This is a genomic window from uncultured Anaerococcus sp. (assembly GCF_963512375.1).
Classification (GTDB): Bacteria; Bacillota; Clostridia; order Tissierellales; family Peptoniphilaceae; genus Anaerococcus.
Genome location: NZ_CAUPMI010000001.1, coordinates 164,366 through 187,366 on the forward strand (window position 1 = coordinate 164,366; position 23,001 = coordinate 187,366).

Below are 23,001 nucleotides of genomic sequence, written 5' to 3' on the forward strand. Positions count from 1 at the left end.
AATATAGGCAATATAAAACTAGGCCCTTGAGCCTAGTTTTTGTTTTATCTGTAATTTTTAATTGCGAATTCCTCACCTTTTCTACCAGCTATTGCTGATACTGCAAGGGCTATGATTAATCCTAAGAAGCTTAGAACTGATCCAAGGGATACAGCATTAGCTGCCTTATCAGCAGTGTCTTTTGCACCTTCCACAGTTTGGTCAAGTTTTATCTTGGATTCTTCTGCAAGCTTTGTTATTTCTTTGCTTGCTTGATCAATTGCCTTACTTGTCTCTTCTGAAGCCTTATTTAGCTCCTCATAGATATTGTTAGCAATTTCATCAGCCTCTGCCTTAGATAGGTTAGAATTTTCTGCTACAGCATTTGTTATAGCATCTTTGTCAGCAGAATCAGCGATTTTTTCAGCCTTAGCACTTAGTGAATCAGTAAGAGCTTTTATTTCTGCTCCTGCATTATCTGGATTTAAAGCAATATTTTTAGCTGTTTGAGCGATTTCATCCTTACTTTCTTCAACTTGACTGCTTAGATATGCTGGTTGAAGTTCTTTAACATCAGTATCTGCTAGATATTTTTCAAGATTAGCTTTAAGATCTTCTGTGTCAACATCATTAAGGTTTTCGCTTACCCCATCAATAGCAGTTCCAATAGCAGAGCTTGCTAGGTCTCCTGCACTACCTGCTACACTACCAGCAACATTAGCAGCTCCTCCTGCTACAGCACCAACTGCTTGACCTGCAAGACCTAAAGTTGAAGCTACTGCATTTAGAACAAGGGTAAATAGTAATAAGATTGTTACTGCCCAAGTTATAGCTCCGTGTAAAAGACCTGTAGATCTAGCTGCATAACCTGATACAAAACCACCTACACAGAAGGAAACAATTATTGTAATTGCTGTCCATAGACCTGTCGCAAGGCCTACGCCTGCAAGTGGATTAGCTGAGTTTGCTGAAAAGATTCCAAATCCTAAAGCTGCTGTTAAAAGGCCTAGTACTGTAAATACTGCAGCTCCTGAAACAGCTCCTGCTATTATAGAACCCCATGAAAGATTTCTACCTGCTTGTAGGCTTTCTTCTCTTTCTAGGTTAATTTCTCTTCTTTTGTCTGGACGATTAGATCTTCTTCTATCGCCAGGATTTTGATTATTAGTTTCTGTCATTAATACCTCCTAATTCTTCTCGTCTTAATAACGTGTTCTTATTATACTGGAAAATATTATAATTTAAAGTTTATATACAAGGAATTAATTATATTTATCTAAGAAAGCATTGTCTCTAAGGATTTCTGAGACCATATCCCTTCCCTTATACATCTTCTTAATATTTTTGATATCAAGGATAATAAAATCAGCCCTAAGTAGATTTTCCTTACTCTTCTCGCTTAGGTAAGATGAATTTATAATTAGGATAGGAATAATTCCCTTTCCAGACCCTTCAAAGGCTTTTATAATTTTACCTACCTCATCGTTAGCTATCTTCTTACCATAGTCATAATTTCTAATCTCTATTGCAAATCTCTTATCATTCTTTTTGGCAAAAAGGTCAAAGCGATGGCTTTTTTGGTATTCTTCCTGGTATTCTTCGACAAAATACCCGCAGTTTTTAAAGGCAAGTCCAATAAATTCCTGGCTAGTAAAATCGAAATTGATCTTTCTTAGGGCTTTTAAAAGTCCATCAGGTCTAATTTTAAAAATAGCCCTGTATTCAATCTTATCCCCACCAAGTCTTTTTATATCAAAGCCAATTACAAGCTTATCAATCACATTGAAATTGCCATGGGCTATGGCATTTCTAATATGCCTTAAAAGGCTCATGGTCTTAGTTTCCCCATCTGCAAGACTCATCACAATTTTTTGATCATCAGTGCAAACTTCTCCCCTAAAATCGTCTACTATATAAGTGGCTATATCATCTGTAAATAAGACATCCCTGTCACTTAGATTCATAAAACTCATTATTTCTTCAAAAATATAGTCATCATACTCCTTGTTTTTAAGGAGGTCATTTTCCTTGGCCTGTTCACTATTTATATTTGGCACATACCAAAGAAGATACTTGATAGCCTCATCAAGGTCTGGGCTGAGTTTAATCGGTATTTCTTTATGGTTTATATCAAATTTTTTCCTCTTATTGCAAGCTGATAACTCAAATCTGTCAGTTATTTCCATTTTTACCTACTTTTTTAAGTTTTTTCTTTACATATATTATTAAAATTTAAGGCCTATCACAAAATCTCCATCTTTATTACTTACCACTTCAATATCTATAGATAAGTCCTTGCCATAAAGCCTAGCTAAATATAGGCCCATGCCTGTTGACTTATGAATTTTATCGACTTCTCCCGTAAAGGCCTTTTCAAAAATAAAGGCTAGGTCTTGATTGGCAACCTTAGGTCCATTGTTTCCTATATATAGATTTTTACCCCTATTTGCAATATTAATAACGCCATCACAGTATTTTATAGCATTTGAAATAATTTGAGAAATTATAAAGACCAGAGTATTTTTGTCAGTAAAAACTCCTACCTCTCCGACATCTTCTTTTATGATAATTCCCTCTTCAGCAATTAGGGGATAATATGCTTTTATTGCTTCATCTACCGCTTCTTTTAGATAGATATCTTCCATCTTATAGTCTTTTTTGCTAGCATCTAGTCTTGCATAGTAGAGAATCTGGTTGATATAATTTTCTATATTGGCATTGGCTAGGCTTAGTTTATCAAGACTTTCCCTATCAAAATCATTTTTATGGTTTTCTAGGAATAAATTTGCAAAGGCAAGAGGCGTTTTGATCTCGTGAGCCCACATCTCTATAAAATTCCTATATGAAATGAGTTTAGACCTGGATTCTTCTAGCCTCTTATCTTTTATTTTTATAGCCCTTTGATAATCACCAAAAATCTTTTTATAGTCACTCCCAAATTCATTTACCAGTCTATCCTTAGCCAAGAAGGAATTATTTATCAAAAATTCTTCAAGTAGGGCTTTTCTTTTTTTATTTTTATTTCTAATGGTCCTTAAAATAAACAAAAGAGCCAAAATAGTAAATAAAAGAATAAAAATTATGAAATTATCAATTAATTCTGGACTTATGAGAATTATTAGGAAGATAAAGACTAGATCTAAGGCTAAAAATGCCAATATCCAAACAAGTCCGTCCTTTAATGTACTATTCATCCGCTTCTCCTAGACCATAGCCATATCCCCTCTTGTTGAAAATATTATAGGGACCTAGATTTTTGAGTTTTTTCCTAAGCCTTGTAATATTTACCTGAAGTATATTTTCATCTATATAAATTGTGGACCAAACAGCTTCTAAGAGGTCGTCTTTTGAAACAATTTCTGGAAAGGCTTCCATTAATTTTTTGATAATATCGGCTTCTGTCTGTGGTAAGATTAGATAAGTATCTTTGTAGGATAATTTTGAAGTGGAAAGCTCTAGACTTAAATCTCCCACGCTTATTATATCTTGGAAATGATTAAATAAGTTTAATAGCTTTTCCATCCTTAAAATGAGCATCCTGGTATCAACTGGCTTGGCCAAATATTCATCTGCCCCTATCTCAAGTCCCTTGATTTCATCTTCTATACCTATCCTAGAAGTGAGCATTAAAACTGGAATGTTTGACTTTTCTTTTATAGCTCTGCAAATATCAAAGCCGGATATCCCTGGTAAATTTATATCCAAAATTACAAGGTCAGGTCTTTTTTTAAGAGCAAAGTCACTTGCTCTTAAGAAATTATCCACACTTGATACTTCATATCCCCTATTTTCCAAAAATTCTCTTAGTTCATTTAAGAGATTTCTATCATCTTCAATTATTAAAATCTTCTTCATAATAAAGTATCCTTTCATAGCTCACTCTAACAATAAATCTTAAAAATAGGCTTATCAATATCAAAATCCCAAGACTAATTAGGGCCAGAGTTCCAATTATTTTGCTGATTTTTATCCTGTAACTCAAGTCCATGCTAAAAGATAGATTAGTAAACAAAAACATCGCCGCAAATAGTGAAGTAAAACCTACAAGATAGAAAAGAATCCTATATTCTTTTCTAATTAAAGCCCTAATTTCACCCATATCCTGGCCCATTAGGCTTAGGATCCTTAGTTTTTCCTTAGATTTTTCAAAATGGATGAATATCCTAATTGTAAAAAAGCTTAGGCCTGCCAGGATAAAGATCAAACTCAAATAAAAATAGGTGTAAAGATTTTCTGTTATTTGAGAGATAGCATTTTTTGCCTGCCAAATGTAGGATTCATACTTATAGCCCCCGTCAATAAAGGCCTGCCTTAACATATCAGAGCCCTTGGAAAAACCAAATGAATTAATGAAATCTTTTGAAAGTTTTATGTTGTAGGCAAAGGGGTCTTTTTTATCTATTAGAGAATCATAGACCTTATCATTTACAACAACCATACTTGATAAACCGATCACATCATTAGAAAAGATCTTATTTGATTTTACAAGCTTAGATAGCTTATAATCTTTGCCTCCTATTCTTATAGACCCGTCTTTTTGGGCAAGACTTGCTTCAAGACCGTATTTTTCATTTTCACTTTCTGCAAGGAGAATAGCTTCATCATCCTTTAGCTTAGTTTCTATATTATAAATATTTTCAAAGGAAGACTCTTTCAGTAGAAAGCTCGGCTGAAAGTAAAACTTATCTCTTGTTGACCTATCAAGGGCCATATTTTGCTTAACCAAATTATTTATCTGAACTGGGTAAATATCTAGATACTCATAACCATAAACCGGGTAAATTTCCCCTATCATTTGGCCCATATCTAAATCTTCCTTTAAAAGCTCGATTTTTTCTTTAGAATCATAAAGGGTAAAATCTGCAGGTCTTTCTAGGGAATTTCTAGATGAAATACTTGTTAGAATAGTATAGGCAAGAATAAGAATTCCAGCAATCAGCATAAAACTTGTAAATATTAACGAAGCCTTGTCTTTCTTGAAAGTTAAACTCAAGCTTTTTCTTACAATCATATCTCCCATACTAATTTTTTGGAAAATTTTAGAAAATAAAAAAAATACTGTAAGTAGAAATATGCTAAGTAAGGCAAGCACCAATAAAAACTCTTCCCTTAAATAAATATCACTTAAAATTATCCCTAGAGCAAATAAAAGCAAGGCCAAAAACATGAATAAATTAGATCTGGACCTTATCTCGCCCCTATAAATTTCATCTGGTTTTTTCTTATAAAAATCCCTAACAAGAGTGTAAATTGAAAGGCTATTTAAAAACAAGCTTATTCCTATTGTTAAAACAATGGCCTTAAAAGAAATACTGAAATTATGGTAGTTTAAACCCAAGCTTAAAATCTTGACCGTAAGGAGGTTTATAAATTCATTTATAAAAACAGCAAGGCCTATGCCCAAAAAATTAGCCCTGACTATGTCTTTTATTAAATCTTTAAAACAAGTTCTAAATAGGTCTTTTTGACCCATGCCTTCTGCCAGCAAAATACCAATAAACTCTTTCTTCTCACTTATAATATAAAAACTTGCATAGTAGATTAGAATAAAGATAAAAATAAGGGAAACTAGGTAAATAAGTCTGACTGTATCTAAAAGAAAGAGTCTATTTTCTTCGTAAATATAGGAAAATACCTCAGACTTATCAAATGATAAAATTATGTAGGATGTAATTGATGAAATTATTAAAATTAAAAAATAAAGTTTTTTACTAGATTTTTCTTTCTTCATCTTAAAAGCTGCCTATCTGCATTGTCTATCCTTACTAAGAAATCTTGCCTACTTTCATCCTCCTTGCGTCTGAGCTCATTGTAAATCTGACCGTCCCTTAAAAATATAACCCTATCTGTAAAAGAAATTGCCCTTAGGTCGTGGCTTGCCATGATGATAGATTTTTTGTGGACCTTGTTATATGTTTTTAAAAGCCTAAGGACCTTTTCACCAAGCTTGGAATCTAGAGAACTTGTAGGCTCATCTGCAAGGATAATTTTTGCATCTTTGATAAGGGCTCTTGCTATGGCTATCCTTTGTTTCTCTCCACCAGACAAGCTTTCTGGATAAGAATTAAGTATGTGGTCAATTTCTAAAAATTTTGCCATATCACTTAGCCTTTCCTTATCAATTGACTTTTTTGAAATATTAAGAGGCAAGATTATATTTTCATAGACAGTCAGTATATCTATAAGTTTAAAATCTTGGTAGATATAAGAGATTACATTTTTCCTGTAGGATGTTATCATTCTCCTATTAAAGAGTGAAATATCTTTATTGTAATAGGAAATAGAGCCCTTGTTAAAGGACCCTATTGTCGCTATAGCATTTAAGATAGTTGTCTTCCCCGAGCCTGATTTGCCCATAATACCTAAAAATTCACCTTCAAGAAGGTCAAAGTTTAGGTTAGATAAGACTCTTTTATCTTCCTTACCATAATATTTTTCAAGATTTTCTACTTTTAGAATTCTTTCAAATTTCATTTTTTCCCTTTATTTCTTAATTTCTCCTAAGTCGTTAACCTTAATATAGGTATCTTTTAGGTCTAGGAATTTCTCATAAGTTTCTTCAACATCTGTAGTTTTTGAAACAATAACTTCTTTCCACCTACCTTGGCTGTTGTCTGTGAAAGATTCAATTAAGTTAATATCCTTATCATAGATATCATATGATCCCTTATTCAAATCATCAAGACAAGTCACTTTATAACCATCATCTAATTTTTCTATAGCTTTCTCATATCCTGCTAAAAATTTTTCGTAAATCATTTCTTCATTACTAGAAATTATCAAATCTTCCTTAGGATTTTTGCTATAATCATAAGTATCAGTGTAATAAGTTTTTTCTTTTGTATTTATCCAATATCTTTGATTTCCTTTTCTAAAAAATATTGTACCGTCAAGTCTGCCATCAATCTCAATATTTTTTTCCGAATCTCTAGCTTGCATGTACTTATATGACTCGCCTGTATCAAGGTTTGTATTTTCGCTAACAACCACACTTGGATCTTCATCCTCGTGATTTAGATATTTTTCTACAAATTCTTTTTCCACTCCATCAACCTGGCCCAAATATTCTTCTACCTTGGCCTTCCTTTCTCTTGATTCGTCTTCATACTCTTTTTGTCCTATAGATCCAGATGCTTGTATAAAAATACCTCCAAAAACTACAAGTCCAATCACTAACAAACTTTTAATATATTTCATAATATCCTCCTTATCTTCCTTGATTAAATAATATCACAAAAGAAAGGAATATTTAATTACAAGTTTTGTAAGTATTGGCTAGCTCCGTCTATGTCGAGGATATTTTCTATAATATATATGATTTTTAAATCATCTGGCACCAAGACCATAAATTTATTTGCTGATAGATACGTTTCTATAAGTGATTGATCATCTTTTAAATGGTTTTCGATTTCTTCAATATCCACTGGATTTTCTCTTATTTTTTTTAAATCTCTTCTTATATTATTCCCTACGATAGTCGATGACCTGTCGTCGACATAATAAGACGATGACTTAGACTTAATATTTAATAGTAAGGCAAGGGTCCTATTTATCTTTGTAGATTTAAAGGTCCTAAGACCAATTTTCCCTTCAAATTCTACAAAGTGATAGTCTTCTTCCTTTATTTCTTCTCTTAAGGCTTCTAAAATCTCTCTAATATTTGGATTTAATTTAATCTTGTCAAGGTTAAACAGAATTTCTTCCATCTTAGCCCTTACTTCTCCACTTATTTCAAATGATCCAGATCCTGCAAAACTTTTAGCATTGGCCTTATCTGAAAGAATTACCATAATTTTTCGAGACCTATGGTTAATGGCATTGATTTGCCAAACTTGGCCTGCTAGGTAGATCCTATCACCGACCTTTAGATTATCCCCAAGCTCAATCTCTCCCAAGATATTTTTATCAGTAGAAACCTTATAAGATTTTTTGCTAACAAATTGGTTATAAAAAGACCCCATGGTCATGAGTTTTTCAGCTTCCATGCCTACTATATACTCACCATCTATTTCTTCTATGAAGTTTTTTTCTAGCATAAAATCTTTTAGCTTTGCAAATTCATCATCGCTTATATCAGAAAAACTCTTTAGGTTTTTATTTAATTTTCCAAATTCATCAAAGAAAAGTCCATTTTTTTCTAAAAGAGTCGATAGGACTTGGTGGGCGAAGATATCAAAAGACTTCTTTGGAGGCTTAATCTTATCAAGCCTTCCTTCCTCGAATAAAATAAGAGCAGCCAAGGCCTGAAGGAGGTCATATTTATCTGTTGCTATTTGATGGATTATAGATTTTTTACTTCTCCTACCAGACCTTCCCAATCTCTGGGCAAGAGATAGGACAGAAGCAGCCGATCCTACTTGAATAACCTGATCAACTGCCCCTATATCAATTCCAAGTTCTAGGGTCGATGTAGCTACAATTATGAAATCTTGCCTGGAGTTTTTAGCAAAGTCTTCGATTTCCTTTCTCTGAATTTTTGAAATTGACGAATGATGGGAAAAGACCCTAAGGCCATAGGCCTTGTCTTTGATTTCTTTTTGCAAGAGATAGGTAAGTTTTTCAACCTTCTCCCTAGAATTTGGGAAAATTAAGGTAGACTTACCAAGTGAATATCCTAAAATCTTCTGAATAATCTCATTATTTATATCATCGGCTTCGATATAATCAAGGCTTGCCAATAAATCATTTCTTGACCTATCAAGCAAAATGTTTGTTTCTCTGCCATTTATAAAAAATTCTTTAGCTAGGGAATAATTTTCATCTCCTAGAGTTGCTGAAAGACCTAGCATCCTTGGAGTCTTTAGAGAGTAGGCCTGGATTCTTACCAGGAGAGATTTTAACTGAAGGCCCCTATTAGTATCTAAAAAGCCGTGAATTTCATCTACTATTATGAAATCTAAATCTTTAAATAAAACCTTAGCCCTTGCCTTATCGCTTACAAGCATGGCTTCTAATGATTCTGGAGTAATTAGCATGATTCCAGAAGGATTTGCAACAAGCTTTTCCTTTTGACTAACAGATGCCTCTGAATGCCAACTAGTCACCCTTATATCAAGTCCCTTGCAGATGTCTAAGACTCTTTTAAACTGGTCATTAATAAGGGCGATTAGGGGTGAAATATATAAAATTTTTAAACTTTTATCTAAGTCATCAGCCTTTGAAATTGCAGGCAAAAAGGCCGCTTCAGTTTTGCCTGATGCTGTTGGTGCAGCAAGAATTAAGTTATTGTCTGTCTTATAAATTTGCTTGATGGCAGCTTCCTGAATCTTTGTAAGACTTTGCCAGCCATTTTCATAAACAAATTTTTTCATATCCCTATTTAATAGGTCAAAGGCATTTGTCATATTATTTCGATCTCATCATCTAGATTGTCTGGGTCTTTGAAAACTGCCACTTGGCTTCCAAATTTGTTGGCAAGTATTTGATTAATATCGACATCTTGGTTTTGCCTTTTTATATCAAGTATTTCTATAAAATCCTTGATAACTGATCTTGGGGTTAGAAATTCGTCAGCTCCCGGCCTATTTAATTGGCCCTCCATATAGGTCACAATCTGGTCATGGCTTAGATTAATCTCGCTTTTATAGTGGGTGTTGTAGATATCGACTAGGTTTTCTAAAAGTGTATAGATTTCTTCTTCAGTCAAGACCCTAAGGCCAAGGACAGTTTTATTGGTATTTACAAGCCTATCATCCATTGATGCCTCATTTCCAAGCCTTCCTTTTAAAGCTCCATAAGAAGCAAGCCCCCTACTTTCATCAAAGACTGTCTTTCTAGTCGCCCCAAAATTAATAAATAAGTGCTTGGCTAGGTTTGATTTTGTTTCGTTAAAAATATTTAAGATTCTCTCATAATTTCTTTCACGAGTTGTAGCATGTGGTAACTTGTAGAGGTTGACTGCCTCATCAAAGTTTATCACAAAACCCTTATAGCCAATTTCTGCAAAAAGCTCTGCCAGGTTTTTAATAGCTTCAAAATAATTATCATCATTTATTATTTCATTTATGCCAAGCTCTTTTTTTGCCTCAGTCTTTGTGGAAATATCACCCCTAATCCATCTAATAGCCTCAAGTTTTAAAAGCCTATTATCAGCTACAAAGCCCTCATAATATTTGCAAAGAGCTTGGCCTAGCTCATAAGAAAGGCCTACTGATTTGAAATTTGCAAGGATATCTAAAATTTCTCCTTTGACCTTATCCTGATATTGGCCAGCCATCAAATCTTTCATATCATAGGAATAATCCTGGGCAAGCTTCATAAAAATATTTGAGATCCACTCTTCAATTATAGCTTCTATAACGTTTCCTTCTCTTTTGGTCTTTGTCTTTATATTTTCAATTATAGCTTGATACAGGCCAACAGCCTTCCTATCAGTGGCATAGAACCTTCTTGATGGGTTAAGGTCAATGGTTGATACTATAAAATTATTAGATAAGGCCAGGTTTTCGATTGTCTTGAGCATAAAAGATTTACCAGATCCAAAATCACCCACCCAAAACCTAAGATCTGAATCGCCATTTTCAATATTTTCTAAGATTTTGATTATCTCTTCTACTTCTACCTTCCTTCCCACAAGCAAGTGACCTATGCCAATATCTGGCACCACACCTGCTTCTAGGCTTTTTATAATCGAGTTTGCTTCTTTAGGGTTGATTTTTCTCATCTTATATACTCCTCCACCATATTTAGGTAAAATTCATCTATTAACACATTTCCATCTTCTATTCTTATAGTTTGGTCATTTACAAAATCATAAAGTTCGTCATTTACTTGTTTAATAAAGATATTTAAAAACAAGCCTTGGTCTTGGGCAATTCTTTTTACCTCATCTTCTGCAAGAGATCCCTTTTCTATTAAGAGTTTTAGAAAATTTCTACTTGCTTCTGATAAATTCTTTTCCTTAGGCTCTTCTTTTTCAGGCAAAGGCTCACTTGCTTCAATATTTTCTTCTTCTCCTACAAATTGACTTATAGTTTCTACAGTAGACCTTAGGGCCTTTCTAGATCTAGCAATTTTTTTATCATCAAGACTTATCCTTTTAGGCTTAATTTTATCAAGGTCTAAAATTTCAGAAATAAGACCTATATCGATATTATTTTCCTTTACAAGGTCTAGGAAAAACTCGTAATTTTCTTCTTTTATGACTTTAAATAAAATTTTATCGTGGGCTTTTTTATTTACTTTACTTTTGTAAATATGATATAAGGCTATTATTCTAAGGCTTGGATCCTTTGATTTTAGAAGGGCATTTAGAATTTGATTAAAATTTTGCTCTTTACTAAAATTTTCTAGAATTCCTATCTGTCTATCAATATCTAAGGATTCTATATATCTGGTAAATTCAGTAAGCTTAGCTGGATTTTCCTTAAAATATTTAAGGTAAATCCCACTTATCTCCTTATCTTTCAAATCAAAAAGAGCCGACCTTTGGTAATCCATAAAGATGTTCAAGATATCTGAAGCCCCATTTTCTAAAAGTAAGTCAATAGCACCTTGGCTTTGGATTTCTGATAAAAATACAAAAATACTTCTAACATTTGCTTCGCTTATTATTAGGAGGGCATCTAAGAGCTTTTTTGAGAGGGTGTAAGGTTTTTGGTAGGCCACTAAAAGGTCGGTATTAATATTTTCATCATCAAATACTATTTTTAGGCTCTTTAGAAATAAATTCATGGTAAGATTTTTTAAATCTTCATTATCCCAAAGAATATTAGACCTTTTGCTTATTGATTCGATTGCCCTTTCCTGGTCAATGTCAAACTTATATTTTTCCCTTAAAGACCCATCCTCGTCCCAAAATACCTTCTGCTTGCCGTTAGCTGTTAGGTCATAGAAAGCTATAGTTTTTTCATTTGCTCTTGGAATATTTTTTATAAAATCCTTGGCTGTATCTCTTAAGATCTTTATTGTATCCTTATCTAAAAAGGTCCCTAAGTTTTCATAGATAGATTGGGTTTTCTTTTCAAAGTTAGGATCATAAAAAGAATTGACATAATCTCTTGATAGCAGATAAATTTGATTATATAAGTCATTTGAAAGAATTTTCTTGCCAGCTAGGCCTACTTTTATCAAATTTAAATACAAGTTGATAGATTCTTTCTTGACTTGGTCTGGCAAATTTATATTTGCATTTCTTATCCTTAATTTGGAAAGATAATAATCGTCAGACTTATTTTCTAAGTCAATATTTATATTTGCCTTAAGATTTTTAGTATTTACTTTTCTATTTATCTTTTTCTTATCCCTAGCTCCAAGATCTTCAAGCAAACCTTCTATCAAAGCCTTAATATCATCCATAGCTTCCCCCATTTCTAGCTTACTAATCATTATACTCTTAGGGGATATAAAGTTAAGCAATAAAAAAAGTGCCGAAGCACTTAATTTAATATATTTTTCATGACATCATTTACTGATGAATCATAAACTGGTCCAAATTTTAAGAGGTGGACCATTAGTAGGTAGAGTCTATAGAAGTTTATTCTTTTTTCCCAACCTACGTATAGAGGCAGCTCATCCCTGTAGGCCTTGTAGAAAATCTTGCCAAAACCACCGAATACTGTTGAAATCCCAATATCAAACTCACGGTCACCGTATAGAGGATTTGGGTCAAATACTAATGGAGCTTGGTTTTCATCAAACATGAAATTACCTGCCCAAAGGTCTCCATGAAGGAGGACTGGCCTTGATTTGTGACTATCAAGTTCCTTTTCTATAACTTTTCTTACCTGGTCATATCTTTCAAGGTCTTTTTTATCCCATAAAAGACTTGAAGCTAGCTCATCTCTAAGCTTATCCATCCTTTGATTAAGGAAAACTTCCTTCCAAGTATCCCTATATTCGTTCGAAAAGGTAGAACCTGCTCCCCTATAAGGATAATCAAAGCCAAATTTGCCATTTGGGCTTTCTATGGTGTGAATTTTGGCAATAAGTTTTGCCAAATCTTCTTGACTGCCCATAGTATCTTCCTTATGGTAGGTTAAAAGCATAAAGCCACTGTCATCATTTGATCCACTAGCAAGGACTCTTGGAGCATTTATTCCTTCTCTTTCAAATATCTCAAGTCCTTTTTTCTCACCATCAAAGAATGATTCATCGCTATTTTTTTGTACTTTTAAAAAATAATTTTTTCCATCTGCCCTTAGCTTGTAGGTCTCATTTACATCTCCACCATTAATGGATGTAATTGATTCTACATTGGCTAAAGGTAATTTTGTAATTAATTTTTCCATAATAACCCCTATTCTTTTACTCTTCTTATAATAATTTACCTCTTATATAAATTCTTTAAATAGCAAGATCTAGCGGGTTAATTATTATAAATCTAATTTTTATCCATTTTCCTATAAGTTTTGAAGAAGTTTTTCACCCTTTTGGATTAACTGTTCAGAAGTTTCCATCAACTTATCAAGTTCTCCCCTAACCTTTGCTACTGTGTTTGGTGTGTTTTTGATTAGATACTTAGCTGCACTTAAGGTCTCTCTATTTTTATTAATTGCCGCTTCTAAATCTTTTTTAATTTCTGCTTTAGACTTTTTATTCTTAGTAACTTTTGCTGGAACTTGTTTACCAAAGTTAACTGTGTAATCACCGACTAGTCCTGTCGCACCAGTCCCAGATTTGGCACTATTACCAAATTCAGCCAAAGCATAGTAATAATCTGCTCCAGGAACTAAAGCAAGGCCGAAATATTGATAGCTTGGATCTAGGAGTATATAAAGGTGGGCATTTCCGTTGTTATAAACGCCATTAGCATCTATAAGTAGTTGATATTCACTCCTATTATTGTAGTCACTTCTTTTCATATATGCCCATTGGTTTATTGCACCTTGTGGGCTAAAAGCTCCTGAATTATAAGCAATTATTTCAGCATTTGTCCTTGCGCCATTAGGAAGACTAGCTGCAGAATAATCACTGCCATCAGCTCTTACGTGACCTTTGGCATCTGTAAGGCCAACCTCAGTTGCCCTTTGGATGGCAATTTTTTCTAAATCTTGGGACCAATTTATTGAGTTTAGGTAGGCTTCCTTTGAATTTATCCCCTTAGTTTTTAGGTAATCTCTTAATTTTTGATTAGATTTATTAGAATTTCCTCCAGTAAAAGGCACATTTTCATCCCACATATCAGATCTTATTTGTCTGATAGCAGCAAGTGTTGCATTTTTATGGGCCTCATCTTGTTTTAAGCGCACTGTAGCGCTTAGGGAAGGGAAATTTTTGGTAGAGATACCTAGGTTTAAATCGCTAGAAGCATAAGCAATATTATTTTGACTACTTGCTAGGTTAAGTGCACCAAAACTTGTTGCCATAAGTAAAGATAGGGCCATAACTTTAGTGGTTTTTTTCATTTTAAACTCCTTGTGTTTTTATTTATTATAATTTATATTTTTTAAAATACAATTAAATTATCCTTATCATCTAAAATATTTAGTATATCCTCATAAACAATCTCTTTGTCAGTTTCATTTAGGATTTCGTGCTTCATATCCTTATAGGCTTTTGAATTAATATTCTTATAGCCAAGTTCTTCAAGAAAAGTAAGGCTTGATTTAATTCCCTTCTCTCCTTTGGTAATAGGGTCGCTCTCGCCCACTAGGTTATAAATCTTAAGATTTGGATTGGCAAGCTCATAAGTCCTTGACCTTGTTAATTTTTGGTTTAATTCTATAAGGGTCCTTGAATATCCTAACTTGAATTTGAAAATCCTCATCGGATCATTTTCTTTATTTTTTATATTTTCTTCATTAAAAGAAATAAAATCAATCCCCTTACCTGCCCCTACTATGTAGTCAATGATTTGACTTTCATGCTTATCTCCAAAATAAAAGCACAATATATTTAAGAAAAATACTCCAACTGGAGCAAAGGCATTGCCTGGCACTGTTCCTGTAAGGATTAATTTATCGATTAATTTATCATTTTTACGTAAATACAGTCTTGCAATCATAGATCCCATGGAATGGCCCAGCATAAATAGCTTCTTGTCAGGATAAGTAGCTTTTAGGTACTTACTTAGCATTGCCTGGTCATCTATAAGCTCTTCTGCCCTTTGCATGAAACCATTTGGATAGGCATTTGAAATTGATCTTCCATGACCTCTATGGTCTGCAATTGCTACTATATAGCCATTGTCTGCCAAAAAGTTTGCAAAGTCATCATAATTTCCCCCGTGCTCACTCATGCCGTGGACCAATTGGACAAGACCCTTTGGCTTCTCAGTCTTATAAATTTTTACAAATATATCATTGCCATCTGTATTTGTTAAGTATAGTTCTTCATGGTTTTTATCTTCACTTATGGTAAGTCTCTTAAAATATTTGCTGGTCATAGCTAGGGACTTATAAAAACCTTCTTTCCTCAAATAATAAAGTTGAGGAATTATGAGAATTATTAATATTATAAAAAATATCTTCATATCAATGGGTCCTTCCTTGAGCTATCTTTAAATCATCTTTATCATAATATTCAATGCTTGTATGAATGGCTATTTCTATTGCCCTTACCATAGTTGCCAACTCCATAGAAGCTATGCCATTTTTTTCAATAACTTGGTCTGGTAAGAAAGGTAGGTGGATAAAGCCTGCCCTAATATTTTTATATTTACTAGCCAAATACAAGTCTTGATACATCACATGGTTGCAAACATAGGTTCCTGCTGTATTTGATATAGCTGCAGGAATTTTTTCTTCTTTTAGTTTATTTATTATTGCCTTAATAGGAATTGTCGCAAAGTAAGCTGGCGCTCCATCTTCACGAATTTTCCTGTCAACTGGCCTATTTCCTTCATTATCATCTATCGAAGCATCATCGATATTAATAGCAACTCTTTCTACTGTGATATGGCTTCTACCACCTGCTTGGCCTAGTGAAATAATAATATCTGGCTTTATTTCTTTGATTTTTTCTTCAATTATACTTGCCGATTTTCCAAAAACCGTAGGGATAAGCTCTTTATAAAGATCAGCCCCATCTAACTTTTCTGGAATTTTTTCTAAGACAAGGCTAGCAGGATTTATTTTTTCCTCCCCAAAGGCATCAAAGCCTGTTAATAAAATTTTCATAATTCACCTCTATATACTTTTACCAAAAACAGTCTATTTTTAAACAAAATTAGGAAAAATATTTTTGAAGTATAATAAAACAAAAAAGGAGATTCTATGACTATAAAAGAAATATCTGGTGATAACCTCTTAAAACTTGATGCTTCCTATAAGATAATAGATGTAAGAAGTGAAGAAGAGTATAAAAATGGTCACATCAAAAATTCTATAAATATGCCCCTTGATAAAATAATGGATTATATAAATAAGTTTGATAAGGATGAAAAACTAGTTATCCATTGCAGAACAAATGGCAGAGCAGGAAGGGCCCTAGCTATCTTAGAATACTTAGGTTATAAGAATTTAACCCTTGCTCCTGGAGTAGATTTATACGATTATAATTTAGTAAAATAAAAGGTCTTGCCAAAGCAAGACCTTATTTGTTTATATTTTTTTCTAAAACTACTCCCGCCAAATATCCGCTTAAAGCTGATAGGGCAATGAGCATGAGCCAACAAACTATAAAATGACTTACATTACTATAGTCTATAAATTTACCTACTCCTGGAAATGAACCCGGCCTTTCAGTAAAACCTGTCAATCTTAAGATTGCATCATAGCCATTTTTACTTATCATAAGGCATGATATAGCTTGTAGGTATAATTTTTCAAGCTTAATATTTCCTGCTAAAACAAGTTGAATTAACAAAACAAATGGCATGGCTGTCATTGCAATTTCCGTATTTTTAACTGCCGCAGAAATAAGAATTCCCAGTGCATTAGCTGCATAAATAATTAGGAAAAAACTTATAAACAAGCCAACAAGGACAAAATAGTTTTCGATGTTTTGGCGGTAAAAAATTGTAAGTAAAATCGTTATTATCACCGCTTCTATCAAACATATCAAAAGACCAAATATCATGTGGCTTGCGATATAAGATTTTATATCAAGGCCTTCCCTATATTCATGTTTTATAATATCTCTTTCCTTACAAATTGAAGTAATAGAATTAAATATTCCAAGCCATAAGCAAGCACAAGCTAGGATAAAAACAGCAGTACCCGCATCAGATGATGTGGTAAGGAAGCTATCTTCTCCTGTAACTATCCTAACTATGGCTGGAGTTGTAATTGCTCCTAGTAGGATTATAAGCTTTGACTTGTTTTTAAAATCTCTAATTAATTTTCCTAAATATACTTTTATCTGTTCTTTCTTAGATAGGTAATTCACTTTCTCCCCCTTCTCTAAATTTATCTATATAATAATCTGTATCTTCTAAGAGCCTATCAACTATTGTCTCAATATTTTTTGTGTCAAAAAACTCCATCGCTTCTTTAGGGCTACCATAAAAGGCAAGCTTGCCGCAATTTTCACTTTGGCTCTTACCTAAAACTAATATCTTATCAAATAATTCAATAGCCCTATCCGGACTATGAGATATTAGCATGATTATCTTATCATTATCTGCAATTGTCCTTAGATTAGCCATGATAGACCTAGCATTATAGCCATCTAGACCAGAATCTGGCTCATCAAGTAAAAATACAACAGGAGATGAGATATATTCACTGGCTATCGATAATCTTTTTCTCTCTCCCCCTGATAAATCTCTAACAAGAGAATCCTTGATTTTATCTAGGTTCATCATTTGAAGTATTTCTAAGACATAATCATTTAATAAATTCTCATCCTTTGTAAAATCTCTAGGAAGCTTTAATTCTCCAGAATTTTTAAGGGTCATAAAAACAGTGTCATTATCCCTTGATAGATCAAACTGCGGTACAGTTGAAACCATTCTCTTAACCAAATTGAAATTTCTAGCAAAATCTATATTTCCAATACTTATAGATGAATTTGCATTATCTTCATTCAAAAACTCTTTAAAAAGAGTAGATTTACCAGCACCTGATGATCCTAAAACTAGGATAAGCTCTCCTGGTTTTGCCTTAAATTTTATATCCTTAAGTAAAGTTTTAGGCCCATTTTCTGTCATTACAACTTTTTCTTTGATATCTACATCCAAGAAGTCATCCTTACTTATATTCACCGCAAATATAGCCTTAGATTTTTTCTGATAATCTTCAAGTTCGTTTTGATAAAATAAATAATTATCCTTTAGGATAAACATCCTAGACTTATCTATGAGGTAATCATTATTATTGAAAATAATTTCATCATAAATCTTTTTATTATTTAAATAAAGCCCATTAGGAGACGGTTTTATATATAATCTTTCATTTTTAAAACTTATAAAGTCCACATCTATTGAAAAATCTTCACCAAGAGGCTCTTTGTTCCATGCCACATTTTCCTGGTCTAAAATCGTATAAATAAAACTTATACCATTTACTTCAATTAGGTCATTATTTAAAAGATAATATTTCTTATTAGGATCTAGAAGCTTCTTATTTACAAATAAATTTGAATTAGGATTGCCTTTAAAATAATAACCCTTATAATCATTTGCCAAAATCGATCCATCTCCTAAAAGTATTTCCTTATTAAATTTTAAAATTTCAACTTCTTCATCAATTTTGACTATGAGAGGATAGATATCAGCATTTAGGATTTTATCTGAAGCATTGATGCTTTTGCTAAAACTATCATATATATTTATCAAGGTATTTGCTAGAGGAATGTCTTCTTTTGTCAAATCTTTTTTGCCTATAAATGATGTTCTCTTTACTCTCGGTCCATCGTTAGAAACCAATATTCCACAATTGGGGCAATACTTATAGCCTATCTTTAAATTATGAGAGCACTGAGGACATTTTTCTTTTAAGAAATATTTATCCATCTACTTCTCTCTTCTGGCCACATATTGGGCAAAAATTTGAATTCGCTTCATAAATTGCCCCACAATTAGGACATTTCCTAGTGGCACTAGTTAAAATGTTTATTTGACTATTTAAACTTGTAAGTTTTTCATATAGGGATTTTATATTTTCCCTATCTTCCTTAAAATCAGGTAGACTTTCGCCTTTTTCCAACCTATCATAGACCTCACACCCTAATAATCTTAGGGCCTCATTCATCTCTTCTTCTAAATTTTTATATTCTTTTCTAAGTTTACTTTCTTCTAATTTTGTTTTTGCAGACTCGCTAACCTTGTTAGATGCCTTACTTACCTTAGAAAAAACACCATCTAAAAAATCCATAATTTTTCCTTTCTTATGTTTCTATAATAACATAGTTTATCCTGTTAATCAATTATAAGTTTTATTTCAATTTATTTTTATTAACATAAAAAAATTCCCTCAAAAGAGGAAATTTTATAACTTTTTAACTTTTATGGCTTGAGGCCCTCTTGGGGCTTCTACTTTTTCAAATTCTACATTATCGCCTGCATCTAGCCTTTTAAATTCTTCATCTGTTATTATATCTGAAAAATGGACGAATATATCTTCTCCAGCCCATTTTATAAAGCCGAAACCTTTTTTATTATCAAAAAATTTAACTACACCTATACTCATTTTCACACCTTTCTTGCTGCAAATAAGACCCTTAAAGTATCTTCATCTACATTTTCAAATGTATCTTCATCAAATATTTGTAGGTCAATAAATCCTGATTTTTTGGCCAAATCTTCCATGAAATCTATGCTATAGACTCTTTCACATTGGTATTCCCTTATTCTCTTGTAGGTCCCATCTGGATTTTCCACAAAAAAATTAAGTTCCATATCTACTAGGTTATCTTCCATATAATTATCCCAAGTGTAGAAGATATCTTCATACTCATAGACAAAGCAGTTTGACCCAAAGATTTCCCTCATCTTCATTTCTGAATTTATATCAAAAATTAGAAGGCCTCCATCTTTTAGGTTCTCATAGCAATTTTTAAATAGCTTTTCTAAATCTTTTGGATCTATCACATAGTTTATGGAATCTAGAAGTATTACTATTAGGTCGTAAGCCTTGGGATTTTCAAAGTCAACCATATCATAATAGATTAGATTTACCTTGTCATTGTCATATTTGCCTGCAAAGCAATCTAGCATTTCACTTGACAAATCTAGGGCATCAATTTCTTTAAAATCATCAAAAAAATGATTAGTAAGCATGCCAGAGCCACAAGCTAGCTCCAGCATCCTCTCCTTTTCTATCCCATATTCTTTTATTAATTTTTTGATATTATTAGCATACTTTTCATATTCTATATCAAATGATAATTTGTCATAAATATAGGCAAACTCACCGTACATTACTTATCCTTAATTTCTTCTAGGCTTTCTTTTGTTTTTTGAAGGAGGTCTTTGTAGCCTTCAAGTTTTTCTCTTTCCTTATTTACTACTGCCTCTGGTGCCTTATCTACAAAGCCCTTGTTTGAAAGCTTGCCTTCTGCTCTTTTTATTTCACTTTCTAGCTTTTTAATTTCATCTTTTAGACGAGCTCTTTCCTTGTTATAGTCCATAAGTTCATCTAAGGACATATATACAGAAAATTCGTTAAAGACAAGCTTAACCATACCATCATCTTCAATTTTATAGTCAGCCTTATTTTCTACTTCTACCTCGCTTGCGCTTGCTAGGTTTATAAATTGGGCTTTAATCTTTTCGATTAGGGCCTTATTCGCTTCATTTTCTGCTAGAATTGTAAGCTTTTGTTTGGTTTTTGCAGGTACATTTAGGCTTGCCCTTTGGTTTCTTATGGCTGTTATTGCCTTTATTACTGAGTTTACATTCTTTTCCTCATCTACAAAGTTATATTCTTCTCTTATTTCTGGCCATTTTTCTACAATTAGCATGTCATCTTTGTTTGGAAGTGCTGAATAGATTTCTTCTGTTATAAATGGCATGAATGGATGAAGAAGGATGAGCATATTTTTAAGAACGTAAAGTAGAACTTTCTTAACTTGTAATTTTTCTTCAGAATCGTCGCCATATAGTCTAATTTTTGCAAATTCTATATACCAATCGCAGTATTCATTCCAGATAAAATCCTCTATCCTGTCTGCTGCAAGACCTATTTCATACTTGTCTAGGTTTTTAGATACATCTTCTATTACTTGATTTAATCTCTTTAGAATCCATTCATCCTCTAGGGATAGGTCGCCGAAGTTTTCATCAAGCTTGTCATTTTCATCTATGTTCATTAGGACAAATCTTGATGCATTCCATAATTTATTGGCAAAGTTTCTAGAAGCAAGGAGCTTATCCTCATCATATCTCATATCGTTTCCTGGAGAGTTGCCTGTAATTAGGGTAAATCTTAGGGCATCTGCACCAAATTTTTCAACTACATCTATTGGGTCTACACCATTTCCTAATGACTTACTCATCTTTCTACCTTGACTATCTCTAATTAGACCTGTAAATAATACGTGAGAAAATGGAACCTTTCCTGTTGTATAAAGGGAAGCAAATACCATTCTTATTACCCAGAAGAATATTATGTCATAACCTGTGATTAAAATATCTGTTGGGAAGAAATAGTCAAATTCTTCGTTTTCTTCTGGCCAACCAAGGGTTGCAAATGGCCAAAGGGCTGATGAGAACCAGGTATCAAGTGTATCTTCATCTTGGGTGACTTTTTTACCCTCTAGCATGCCATTTTCATCTGGCATTTCTTCTGATACTATGACTTCTCCATCTTCTGTATAAAATACTGGAAGTCTGTGACCCCACCATAATTGACGTGAGATTGTCCAATCTCTAATATTTTCTAGCCAGTTCATGTAAGTTTTGGATAGGTTGTCAGGAATTAGTTTTAATTCGCCATCATTGTAGGCATCTATACAAATTTTTGCAAAGCCATCCATCTTTACAAACCATTGTTTAGAAATAAGTGGCTCTATTACAACATCTGTTCTTTCAGAATAGCCTACAGCGTGGTCAATCTCTTCTATTTTTACAAGGAGGCCTTCTTTTTCAAGATCAGCAAGCATTGCTTTTCTCGCCTCATATCTATCCATGCCAGAATATCTGCCATAGCCATCTACTATGTGGGCTTTGGAATCAAGGACTACACATTGGCCAAGGTCGTGACGAGCACCTACTTCAAAGTCGTTAGGGTCATGGGATGGGGTGATTTTTACACAACCTGTACCATATTCCATATCTACGTAGGAATCTGCAATTATAGGAATCTTACGACCTACAAGTGGTAAGATTAAATTTTTGCCAATCTTATCCTTAAAACGATCATCTTCTGGGTTTACTGCTACAGCAAGGTCACCAAGCATAGTCTCTGGACGGGTTGTAGCTATTGTTATAAAATCATCGGAATCTTCATAGTGGTATTTGATATACCAAAGCTTGCCCTTTTGATCCTTGTGGTAAACTTCTGCATCAGAGATAGCAGTTTCTGCCATTGGGTCCCAGTTTACAATCCTATTGCCCCTATAAATTAGGCCATCATCATACATCTTCTTGAAAACTCTTTTTACAGCTCTTGTGAGGTTTTCATCCATTGTAAAGGAATCGTGATCCCAATCGCAAGAAACACCTATAGTTCTAAGTTGCTTTTTGATTGTGCCACCATACTTATGAGTCCAGTCCCAGGCTTCTTCCAAAAATCCAGCTCTTCCAAGATCAGCCTTTGTTTTTCCATCAGCGGCAATTTTACCAACTACCTTTGCCTCTGTAGATATAGATGCATGGTCTGTTCCTGGTATCCATAAAGCTTCAAATCCTGCAAGCCTCTTATATCTAATTATGATATCTTGTAGGGTATTGTTTAGGGCATGACCAAGGTGAAGTTGACCTGTAACATTTGGTGGTGGCATAACAATTGTAAATGGCTTTTTGTCTGGATTTACCTTTGCCTTAAAATATCCATTATTTTCCCATTTTTGGTAAATTTTCTTTTCAAAATCCTGTGGATTATATTTAGTATCCATCATTTCTCCTTTCAATATAAAAAGGCGGTAGCGCTTAATAGGACGAATTATCGCGTTACCACCTAAATTTCTTTATAAAAAGACTCTCTCTTGCATATATGCATGCTACATTAACATGTACGAAAACAACCTTCGTCTAGTCCC

Annotated in this window: 21 protein-coding genes; 1 reads left to right on the top strand and 20 read right to left on the bottom strand. The window is 33.3% G+C overall.

Annotated elements, in window-relative coordinates:
- Positions 1-44: 44 nt before the first annotated feature.
- The 14 genes from RRB46_RS00900 to pcp all read right to left on the bottom strand — a co-directional run bounded on the left by RRB46_RS00900 (position 45) and on the right by pcp (position 16,037).
- A complete protein-coding gene (locus tag RRB46_RS00900; protein ID WP_311537151.1) occupies positions 45-1,157 on the bottom strand; it encodes a hypothetical protein in 1,113 nt (370 codons plus the stop codon).
- A gap of 84 nt (positions 1,158-1,241) precedes the next feature.
- Positions 1,242-2,165 (bottom strand): hypothetical protein, encoded by a 924-nt coding sequence (locus tag RRB46_RS00905; protein WP_311537152.1) that lies wholly within the window; start codon positions 2,163-2,165, stop codon positions 1,242-1,244.
- 39 nt (positions 2,166-2,204) lie between these two features.
- On the bottom strand, positions 2,205-3,173 hold the full coding sequence (locus RRB46_RS00910) for a HAMP domain-containing sensor histidine kinase (protein WP_311537153.1): 969 nt from the start codon (positions 3,171-3,173) through the stop codon (positions 2,205-2,207).
- Positions 3,166-3,834, bottom strand: a complete 669-nt coding sequence (locus RRB46_RS00915; protein WP_296126978.1) for a response regulator transcription factor — start codon at positions 3,832-3,834, stop codon at positions 3,166-3,168. The genes RRB46_RS00910 and RRB46_RS00915 overlap by 8 nt, the downstream gene beginning before the upstream one ends.
- Positions 3,812-5,710 carry an FtsX-like permease family protein gene (locus RRB46_RS00920; RefSeq protein WP_311537154.1) on the bottom strand — a complete coding sequence of 633 codons (1,899 nt, stop codon included), beginning with the start codon at positions 5,708-5,710 and terminating at the stop codon, positions 3,812-3,814. The genes RRB46_RS00915 and RRB46_RS00920 overlap by 23 nt, the downstream gene beginning before the upstream one ends.
- Complete coding sequence (locus tag RRB46_RS00925; RefSeq protein ID WP_311537155.1) at positions 5,707-6,453, bottom strand: ABC transporter ATP-binding protein; 747 nt, start codon at positions 6,451-6,453, stop codon at positions 5,707-5,709. The genes RRB46_RS00920 and RRB46_RS00925 overlap by 4 nt, the downstream gene beginning before the upstream one ends.
- 9 nt (positions 6,454-6,462) lie before the next feature.
- Complete coding sequence (locus tag RRB46_RS00930) at positions 6,463-7,176, bottom strand: hypothetical protein (protein WP_311537156.1); 714 nt, start codon at positions 7,174-7,176, stop codon at positions 6,463-6,465.
- A 56-nt stretch (positions 7,177-7,232) separates the two neighbouring features.
- The gene (locus RRB46_RS00935; protein WP_311537157.1) at positions 7,233-9,323 is read right to left on the bottom strand and encodes a DEAD/DEAH box helicase; all 2,091 of its coding nucleotides are present in this window, start codon (positions 9,321-9,323) and stop codon (positions 7,233-7,235) included.
- A complete protein-coding gene (locus RRB46_RS00940; protein WP_311537158.1) occupies positions 9,320-10,642 on the bottom strand; it encodes an ATP-binding protein in 1,323 nt (440 codons plus the stop codon). The genes RRB46_RS00935 and RRB46_RS00940 overlap by 4 nt, the downstream gene beginning before the upstream one ends.
- Positions 10,639-12,306, bottom strand: a complete 1,668-nt coding sequence (locus RRB46_RS00945; RefSeq protein ID WP_311537159.1) for a tellurite resistance TerB C-terminal domain-containing protein — start codon at positions 12,304-12,306, stop codon at positions 10,639-10,641. Before RRB46_RS00945 ends, RRB46_RS00940 begins: the two co-directional genes overlap by 4 nt.
- 50 nt (positions 12,307-12,356) lie before the next feature.
- A complete protein-coding gene (locus RRB46_RS00950; protein WP_311537160.1) occupies positions 12,357-13,208 on the bottom strand; it encodes a fructosamine kinase family protein in 852 nt (283 codons plus the stop codon).
- 111 nt (positions 13,209-13,319) lie between these two features.
- Positions 13,320-14,324 carry a CAP domain-containing protein gene (locus RRB46_RS00955; protein ID WP_311537161.1) on the bottom strand — a complete coding sequence of 335 codons (1,005 nt, stop codon included), beginning with the start codon at positions 14,322-14,324 and terminating at the stop codon, positions 13,320-13,322.
- A 41-nt stretch (positions 14,325-14,365) separates the two neighbouring features.
- Entirely contained in the window at positions 14,366-15,391 is a 1,026-nt protein-coding gene (locus RRB46_RS00960; RefSeq protein ID WP_311537162.1) for an alpha/beta fold hydrolase, read from the bottom strand.
- 1 nt (position 15,392) lies between these two features.
- Positions 15,393-16,037 carry a pyroglutamyl-peptidase I gene (pcp, locus tag RRB46_RS00965; protein ID WP_311537163.1) on the bottom strand — a complete coding sequence of 215 codons (645 nt, stop codon included), beginning with the start codon at positions 16,035-16,037 and terminating at the stop codon, positions 15,393-15,395.
- Between the two features lie 96 nt (positions 16,038-16,133).
- Between pcp and RRB46_RS00970 the strand changes: the two genes are divergently transcribed.
- Positions 16,134-16,430 (top strand): rhodanese-like domain-containing protein, encoded by a 297-nt coding sequence (locus tag RRB46_RS00970; RefSeq protein ID WP_311537164.1) that lies wholly within the window; start codon positions 16,134-16,136, stop codon positions 16,428-16,430.
- 22 nt (positions 16,431-16,452) lie between these two features.
- Here RRB46_RS00970 and RRB46_RS00975 read toward each other — a convergent pair whose 3' ends face one another.
- The 6 genes from RRB46_RS00975 to RRB46_RS01000 form a co-directional block, all read right to left on the bottom strand.
- Positions 16,453-17,247 carry an ABC transporter permease gene (locus RRB46_RS00975; RefSeq protein ID WP_311537165.1) on the bottom strand — a complete coding sequence of 265 codons (795 nt, stop codon included), beginning with the start codon at positions 17,245-17,247 and terminating at the stop codon, positions 16,453-16,455.
- Positions 17,231-18,814: an ATP-binding cassette domain-containing protein gene (locus RRB46_RS00980; RefSeq protein WP_311537166.1), complete on the bottom strand. Its 1,584-nt coding sequence runs from the start codon at positions 18,812-18,814 to the stop codon at positions 17,231-17,233. The genes RRB46_RS00975 and RRB46_RS00980 overlap by 17 nt, the downstream gene beginning before the upstream one ends.
- Positions 18,807-19,175, bottom strand: coding sequence for a zinc-ribbon domain-containing protein (locus RRB46_RS00985; protein WP_311537167.1), 369 nt, complete (start codon positions 19,173-19,175; stop codon positions 18,807-18,809). The genes RRB46_RS00980 and RRB46_RS00985 overlap by 8 nt, the downstream gene beginning before the upstream one ends.
- A 114-nt stretch (positions 19,176-19,289) precedes the next feature.
- Positions 19,290-19,490, bottom strand: a complete 201-nt coding sequence (locus RRB46_RS00990) for a cold-shock protein (RefSeq protein ID WP_297688721.1) — start codon at positions 19,488-19,490, stop codon at positions 19,290-19,292.
- Positions 19,491-19,492: 2 nt separating this feature from the next.
- Complete coding sequence (locus RRB46_RS00995) at positions 19,493-20,221, bottom strand: class I SAM-dependent methyltransferase (protein ID WP_311537168.1); 729 nt, start codon at positions 20,219-20,221, stop codon at positions 19,493-19,495.
- Positions 20,221-22,857, bottom strand: coding sequence for a valine--tRNA ligase (locus RRB46_RS01000; RefSeq protein ID WP_311537169.1), 2,637 nt, complete (start codon positions 22,855-22,857; stop codon positions 20,221-20,223). The genes RRB46_RS00995 and RRB46_RS01000 overlap by 1 nt, the downstream gene beginning before the upstream one ends.
- Between the last annotated feature and the right edge of the window lie 144 nt (positions 22,858-23,001).

Coding starts and splice junctions, on each gene's coding strand:
- RRB46_RS00920 (WP_311537154.1), bottom strand. CDS start 5,710: ATGAAGAAAGAAAAATCTAGTAAAAAACTTTATTTTTTAATTTTAATA.
- RRB46_RS00910 (WP_311537153.1), bottom strand. CDS start 3,173: ATGAATAGTACATTAAAGGACGGACTTGTTTGGATATTGGCATTTTTA.
- RRB46_RS00930 (WP_311537156.1), bottom strand. CDS start 7,176: ATGAAATATATTAAAAGTTTGTTAGTGATTGGACTTGTAGTTTTTGGA.
- RRB46_RS00985 (WP_311537167.1), bottom strand. CDS start 19,175: ATGGATTTTTTAGATGGTGTTTTTTCTAAGGTAAGTAAGGCATCTAAC.
- RRB46_RS00940 (WP_311537158.1), bottom strand. CDS start 10,642: ATGAGAAAAATCAACCCTAAAGAAGCAAACTCGATTATAAAAAGCCTA.
- RRB46_RS00960 (WP_311537162.1), bottom strand. CDS start 15,391: ATGAAGATATTTTTTATAATATTAATAATTCTCATAATTCCTCAACTT.
- RRB46_RS00925 (WP_311537155.1), bottom strand. CDS start 6,453: ATGAAATTTGAAAGAATTCTAAAAGTAGAAAATCTTGAAAAATATTAT.
- RRB46_RS01000 (WP_311537169.1), bottom strand. CDS start 22,857: ATGGATACTAAATATAATCCACAGGATTTTGAAAAGAAAATTTACCAA.
- RRB46_RS00995 (WP_311537168.1), bottom strand. CDS start 20,221: ATGTACGGTGAGTTTGCCTATATTTATGACAAATTATCATTTGATATA.
- RRB46_RS00900 (WP_311537151.1), bottom strand. CDS start 1,157: ATGACAGAAACTAATAATCAAAATCCTGGCGATAGAAGAAGATCTAAT.
- RRB46_RS00945 (WP_311537159.1), bottom strand. CDS start 12,306: ATGATTAGTAAGCTAGAAATGGGGGAAGCTATGGATGATATTAAGGCT.
- RRB46_RS00915 (WP_296126978.1), bottom strand. CDS start 3,834: ATGAAGAAGATTTTAATAATTGAAGATGATAGAAATCTCTTAAATGAA.
- RRB46_RS00990 (WP_297688721.1), bottom strand. CDS start 19,490: ATGAGTATAGGTGTAGTTAAATTTTTTGATAATAAAAAAGGTTTCGGC.
- RRB46_RS00955 (WP_311537161.1), bottom strand. CDS start 14,324: ATGAAAAAAACCACTAAAGTTATGGCCCTATCTTTACTTATGGCAACA.
- pcp (WP_311537163.1), bottom strand. CDS start 16,037: ATGAAAATTTTATTAACAGGCTTTGATGCCTTTGGGGAGGAAAAAATA.
- RRB46_RS00950 (WP_311537160.1), bottom strand. CDS start 13,208: ATGGAAAAATTAATTACAAAATTACCTTTAGCCAATGTAGAATCAATT.
- RRB46_RS00935 (WP_311537157.1), bottom strand. CDS start 9,323: ATGACAAATGCCTTTGACCTATTAAATAGGGATATGAAAAAATTTGTT.
- RRB46_RS00970 (WP_311537164.1), top strand. CDS start 16,134: ATGACTATAAAAGAAATATCTGGTGATAACCTCTTAAAACTTGATGCT.
- RRB46_RS00905 (WP_311537152.1), bottom strand. CDS start 2,165: ATGGAAATAACTGACAGATTTGAGTTATCAGCTTGCAATAAGAGGAAA.
- RRB46_RS00980 (WP_311537166.1), bottom strand. CDS start 18,814: ATGGATAAATATTTCTTAAAAGAAAAATGTCCTCAGTGCTCTCATAAT.